General features: G+C 30.8%; 4 protein-coding genes. All 4 read right to left on the reverse strand.

What is annotated here, in order from left to right:
* Positions 1–241 precede the first annotated feature (241 nt).
* Genes KJ971_07420 through KJ971_07435 form a run of 4 tightly spaced genes read right to left on the reverse strand, consistent with a single transcriptional unit; the run spans position 242 to position 6,588 of the window.
* Positions 242–1,120 (reverse strand): hypothetical protein, encoded by an 879-nt coding sequence (locus KJ971_07420; GenBank protein MBU1145659.1) that lies wholly within the window; start codon positions 1,118–1,120, stop codon positions 242–244.
* Positions 1,121–1,125: 5 nt separating this feature from the next.
* On the reverse strand, positions 1,126–4,818 hold the full coding sequence (locus tag KJ971_07425) for an ATP-binding protein (GenBank protein ID MBU1145660.1): 3,693 nt from the start codon (positions 4,816–4,818) through the stop codon (positions 1,126–1,128).
* The gene (locus tag KJ971_07430) at positions 4,802–5,395 is read right to left on the reverse strand and encodes a hypothetical protein (protein ID MBU1145661.1); all 594 of its coding nucleotides are present in this window, start codon (positions 5,393–5,395) and stop codon (positions 4,802–4,804) included. The genes KJ971_07425 and KJ971_07430 overlap by 17 nt, the downstream gene beginning before the upstream one ends.
* Positions 5,392–6,588: a hypothetical protein gene (locus KJ971_07435; protein ID MBU1145662.1), complete on the reverse strand. Its 1,197-nt coding sequence runs from the start codon at positions 6,586–6,588 to the stop codon at positions 5,392–5,394. Before KJ971_07435 ends, KJ971_07430 begins: the two co-directional genes overlap by 4 nt.
* Positions 6,589–6,870 lie beyond the last annotated feature (282 nt).

The following is a 6,870-nucleotide window of genomic DNA, read 5'->3' on the forward strand; positions in this document are numbered from 1 at the left end:
CGTCAAAGAACTTTATCCTAAAAAATTTCAATTAAAACTATAAATCGGGCGATATGTACATAGCCCTGAACCCGGCGGGTGTAGTTCAACACCGACTCATCGCTGGGTCGTACCGACCACTCAGAGTCCTATTTATTACCATTTCGTGCTTTATTTTTTCAGTCCGTGCGATTGGATAGACAAGCTCTTTTGCAATTTTTGGATTTCTGCGAGGGCAAGTGCGAATTGCAAATGTGCTTGACTATGAAGCGTTGGAATTCATCAACACCTCTTGCTCAATCGTCTTTCTATATTTGTTAATCATATTTGCTAAGTCCTTAATCTCAGGATAATTCTCAAAGTCAAGCCCTTTAACTTTTGGGTCGTTTAGTTGATTTACATAGTCTGTATAGTTTTTTGAATTACTAATTAAATTCTCAATGTCATTAGGGATAAAATAACTGCATCTATTAAAATCAATTTTGTTTCGATATTCAGAAATATAAATTGCAATTCCTGATAGGTCAAAGTCTCCAAAATGCACATACTTATTTGGAGTAAGTTGTAGCCATTCAATAAATGCATTATTATTAAATCGTAATAGAAACAAAGGCACAATTTTGTCAAAATAATGTCTGTAATTTTCTACTAAATAGAATGTCTCCGGATTTTCAATTCCAACAATTGTAACATTTTCGGGAATAGCAAAATTCCTAAAATCAGAGATAAATAAAGAACTTCCTTTTAATGTTTTAAGGTTTAGATTTTCTCCATTTAAACTGCCTTCAATATTTGCAAATGTTCTAACAAAGAAACCTGTGTAAACTTTTGTCCGTTTTGTTTTTGAGTCTGAGGCAATTTGTGCTGATTCACTTTTAGTTGAGTCTGGATTGTTTAATAATTGATAATAGTCTTCAAGGTTAATAATTCCGTATCGTTCTCTTAGGAAGTTTCTAAGTTGCTCATTGTTGATTGTGTAAATTATGAAGCTATTTTTCTTTTTGCTTTTTTGAAGGATGTTTTCCTCCAAAAAAATATCTAATAAAGCTTTGTTTTGTTTCGATTTAAACTGACCAATCGAAACAGTTTCCTTTCTGGAAATGGCAATTAGTTTCTCTATAAATGATAATGGAATTTCCATCAGTTTTAATTTTGTGCAATCAGGCGGTTTGCGTGAGTAATGCTATCAGTTGTTTTCTCAAAATCATATACATATTTGTATGCCATTGCATTAGTTTCAATAGGAGAGCCATTTATCATCCATATTCCTCTGTCATTTGCGAAGTTTATTAGGCTTTCAATGTTTTTGGGATGAATAATATTTATTTCATCCATTATACAATGGAGTTTGAAGTCTTTTTGTTTTTTTGAAGCTGTCTCTTTTAAAACATTCAAAAGCATAATGTATAGCATGGCTTTAACCAAAACATCAGTTCCATTTGAACCAATATCAGCAAGTTTTGTCTGCCAGTTGGTATCTTTATTATTTTCGATAACTCTAAATTTTAGTTCAAACGTATCTTCAAGAGAGATTTCAATTTTGTTTTGTTCTTTGCCAAGATTTGTCATAAGTGCAACAAGTAACTTAAATGCAGTATCATTGTTCTCTTCTAATTTTAATCCCGTGAACAGATTTAATTCTCCAAAACCAAATGGATTTTCAGAATGAAATTTCCTTATTTCCTCAAATGTTTGGAATACTTTATTTTCACTTGGGTCTGCTTTTAACTCAACTTTTTGGACAACTCCAACGAAATTATGCTTTTCAAAATCTTTATTCATTTTTGAAATTATCTCATCAATTTCTTTCTTCTTGGATGAGAGTTGCACAATGTGTTTTACAATCAGGCTGATTAAATCTGAATGGTTTTTTTTGATGTATTTTTTATAGTCATCAATTTTATTGTCAACCACAAAATCCTTTAGGTCATTCGCAAATGAAAGATATGCTGCATCATCAGTAAAAATAGTTGGAAAATTAAAAATGTTCCCTTCTCTTAGTGGACTTGCAAACTTGTTTATAGATGATTTTAAATCTTTTAGTTTTTCAGATAACGTTTGCTGAAGATTTTGAATCCTTTTAATTAAATCGGTTAAAAGTTCCTCATTTGCTGAATCTTCACCATGTTTCACATAATATTCAACATCAGAGTAAAAAGGTGATAGTTTAAATTGCTCAAATTCCTTTATCTGCCTTTTTTGTTCTTTTAATTCATCGTTTATGCTATCAAATTCTTTTTTTATTTGTGTCTGTTTATCGGAAAGTTCTATGTTCTCTTTTTGAAACTTTTCTTTTAAAGAGATGAGTTCTGAACTCAATTTCGAGAAAGTCGCTTCGAACTCTGGAAGTTTATCAATCAGATTTATTTTATCCTGATTGTACACGGCAACGACTTGATTCAATTCTTTAATTGACTTTAAGCTTTGATTCAGTCTTTCTTTATCAGCTTCTAGCTTACTGAGGCGGTTCGTGTCAACCTTGCCTTGTAGTTCGTTCATCCTGTCGTTTTTGACCTGTGAGACTTTGCTCAGGTATTTTTGTTTTTCCTCAACAATCTGGGCATCCAGTTTCTGCTCTAAATTGTCGAAATGGCTTTTTAATTTATTGGTTTCTTGTTTTTGCTCTTCCTGCTTTTCCTTTACTTTCTTTTCTTTTTCTGATTTTATGTCTTGATATTTTTGTCTGCTTTTACCAATATTTAAAAGAACTTCTTTAATCAAAGGTTCAATCTTAGATAATTCTTCTATTTTTTTCTTTTCAGCATCTTTCTGAAGATTTGATATTTTCAGTTCTGTTTGAGAATATTTCACCTCAGTCTGAGTAATAAGTGTCTTGGTTTGAAGTACTTCTTGATTTAGCTTTTTAAGAATCTGATTATACTTATTGTTTATTTTTTGCTCTTGATTTTCAAACTCTGTTTGTTCTTTTTGAAATTCCGATTTAATATCCTCAATGACTGCAATCAAATTATTCTTTTCGCTTTGATAATCAGCAATCGTCTTTACATTTAAATCAATTTCATCAAGATTGAGTTTTACTCCATAAAATGACTTATTGTTCTCAATTATTTGTGGGGAAAGATTTTGTGAAAGTAAAATCTTTTCGTCAAACACTTTTCCAATTGTTTGTTCCCATTCAGAATAGTTTTTGGTCAGAAATTCATGAAGTGAATCTTTAAATGCTTCGAGCTTTTCCTCAATTTCAACAAGCTTTTCTTGTGTGGCAGTGCGTTTGTTATCAAGCTCTTTTCTTTTGTTTTCAAATTGAAGCTTTAATATTTCTTTCTCGTGATTACCTTTATTCTGAAGTTTTTCAATTTCTTCTTTATGTAATTTGATTTTATTGTTGCTTTCTGATATAAGATTTTTGAAATCTATGAGTTTGTCTTGTTCCGATTTAATGTCTTCTTCAAAGAAACGAGTAAGGTCTATTTTATCTCTTTGACGCTTAAGTTTTCGTTCTTTTTCATTCAACTGATTTTGAATCTCAGCTTCTTCTTCCAATTGTTTATCAAATAGTTGCCTTAAGTCTTCTATAAATTCGGCATATTGTTCAATGATTTTACCTCGTTGTCTTGCTGAATCTGCTTTTAAAGTTGATTTTTTATCATTCAAGATATTAAGACTCGCATTGTGTGCATTTTCAAGCTGCTGAAGAATTGAATTGTATTTTTCTTCAATTGTAGCAACTTTCGATGTTAGCAGATTTATTTCACTCTCTACATTTTTTCTTTCAGTTTCAAAAATTGACTCTTTTGCCACAAAATCCAGAATTGTGTCAATTCCTTTCAGATTTTCTTTTTGTAGATTATCGTAGTATTTAATTTTGCTTTGCGTGTCATTTACATTCTTCTGTGCAATAGCAATTTTCTTATCAAAGTCTGATTTTGTATTACTGAAATTTTCCTGCAATTCCTTTATTTGCTTTTTACAATCAGTATACTTCTCATCAAGTTCGGAAGAATCAGTTTCTAATTTTTCAATTTTGTTTGTTAGGTATTTCTGATTTGCCCCCAATGTTCTGGCAGTAAGTATTTTTGTCTGTTCAAGCTGGTTTAATTCGTCATAATTCTGAATAATTAATTCAGCTCTTCGCTTAATCTTCTCATAAGCAGAAATATCGTTGTAATCTTGTTTGAAATCACTCAGTTGCGTCCTCAGAACATTAAGGTCAACTTTATATCCCTTGCCCTCATTAAGTGCAAAATCATCAACACTAATAGAGTTTATAATTGTTGTTTTTATTGCATCAGACTTTAGATTTGAGTTGAGATAAATATTTGAAATAGTTTTAGGAATATTTTGATAGGCAGGACTTTCAATAATTGAATATTGCTTGAAATTACGACTTAATCCATTAATCTGATTTGTCGAACCGTAGATAATATTACGATATTCGGTAAACTTTATAATTTTTCGGGAATGTCGTGTTTGCGTTAAAATATTTTCTGAAATTTTATTCGGTTTTAAAGGCAGAATCCCCTTTGGTGTTTCTTCAAGAAAAAACTCTCTTTTATATTCGGAATCTATAAATCGGTAGCAAAGTTGATTATGTTCCTTGTAAAGCCATATTAAATATTTCCCTTCTTTAGTTGCAATTTCATAGATAATATGCGAGTTAGGAAATTCGAAATAGTAATCAGCAAAATCACTTTTATTTGCAACTTTTGGAATTCCAAGCTTTTGAGTATCCGCATTGTAAAAAAACAAAATAGCCCTTAAAACTGTAGTTTTTCCCACCCCTTGGTCTCCGGTTAAATGGACATTTCCATTTAACTGAATTTCCTGGTAGTCAATATTTGCAGCCTTGATAAATATAATCTTATTCAAATGTTTCATCTTCTTCCTCTTCAATTACAATTGATACTACTAATTTTTGCAAATAACGATATGAAGCAAGTACTTTGAATTCATCCGAATATTCGTTTGTAAGGTCAAAAAAAGTTTCCTTAACCATATATCGAGAGAGTTTCTGAATCCTTTCAAGCGGTTTCTCAGTTGCAAATTCCTGATAGTTTTTGAGTGCTTCTAACTTTTCCTGTAATGCACTGTTTACTTTGGATTTTTCAAATATTCTGGACGGAGAGAAAATTGTACCCTGAGAGAACGGCTCATCAATTGCTTTTGCGTAAGTATTAAAAAAATCGAGAATATCAATCCATTTATATGCTCGCTTAACTTTATCTTCGACAATCTGGTTGGTTTCTTTTCTACTGAAATAATAGTAACCAGACCCTTTTTCCAATATGAATCCGATTCGTTGAAAATAATCTCTTAATATTTCATAATTGGCTTCTAGCTCAATGATATTGAACAAATCTTTTACTTCATCACTCCCGCTATCTTCGCTAATGAATTGTCCTTTGCTAAGTCTTTCAAAGATATCTGATGTTTGTATTGGCGGTGTTCCTGTCATAATTTAGGTGTAATTAGTGCATATTCAATATTTTCAATTTTCGAATAGGTGTCTGAAATCGAAAAGTCATCTCTGAATTGTGAGGCTAATTTACAGAACAAAGTGACTTTTTCCTCAAAAGAAAGTTCCTCCTCAAAATTATAGTTGTTTATAAAATCAAATAAATCACCACCCCTTGACAAAAAGCTTTCTTTAAGTTTATTGGTGTCAACAACATAATGGTTTTTGTCTTTACCATTTAAGAATTCATTTCGTATAATTCCAGATGATTTTTCGTCTATGTTTATTGATTTATTTAACTTATAACTTATTCTAAGAAGAATATTATAAGCATCTTCTGACTGAATATAATCGAGTGATAAAGGAGTTGAAAATCGAATTTCATTCTGAAATTGAAGACTATTATCTTTTGAAATCACATCTATGAAATTGCTTTTCTCTGCTAATAAAAGCTGGTCTTTTAAAAGTTTAATCTTTTGAATATGCTTAAATATTTGGGAATCTTGCCTGATTCGATTTATAAAATCGAGAATTTTTTGAGTAATATCAATTAGATTCTGTCGGGCAATAATGATATCTCTATCAAGTTTCAAAATAATTTGGATTAACTCATCATCTTGCACCATCTTAATGAAGTATTCCCAAGTGCTTTCTCGAAAAAATGCATCAATTTGTTCTAATAAGTCATCGAGGTTTTTTCTTTTATTATCATACTCCTGAAGTTTATTTTTCTTGATACTGAAAACTTTTTCTGTTGCAAAAACATCTTCAACACTTCCTCTCAATGTTGTTACATTTCTTAAAACATCTTTGCCAACATTTCCAATATTTCGTTTGATTTTAAGAAGATATTCATTCTGTTTGTTTGGTCTTTTTTCAAGTTCCCAATTTTGAATGTTTTCTTTTAATATTCGGATTAACCCACTAGTATATTCGTAATTAATTTCTTCAATAGAATCAGTGAATTTTTCAAGAAAGTCCAAAATGTCTTGGTTTAAATCAACGGTACTACCAAATTGAACTAAAATATTCTTTTCTATTAGAGAAGTCAGTTTTTCTTCTTCAAAATTCACAAACTCTAAAAGATTGTCATATTTGACGCTGTTTTTTCTTTTGGAAAAAAGAAAGTCAATTATTTCCCTTTCTTTATAGAGAGTACTTATTAAATCTTTTATTGAGTTAAATGCAAACATTTTTACTTACTGTTTCTGTGTGTCGGCAAAGAAATAGCTCTTTTGGTTTTTCTTGTGAGGGTTTTTGTGTCGGCAAAAACCAAATGTGCTATTTGTGCGTTGGCTTGTCATGATATTTTTAGTTTGTTTCTCTTCTTTTTCAGCATGAATGGTAACGGCAGTCCGTCCAAAAACCTCCTGAGGCTTACATTTTTTTTCATCATTACCCCGCTAAATTAGCACATACACTTGTTTAATAAAAGTTGTTTTTTCAGTCACTATATGAAGCGGTTTTTTTTGCCA

This window comes from Bacillota bacterium (genome assembly GCA_018818595.1).
Lineage (GTDB): Bacteria > Bacillota_I > Bacilli_A > Izemoplasmatales > Hujiaoplasmataceae > JAHIRM01.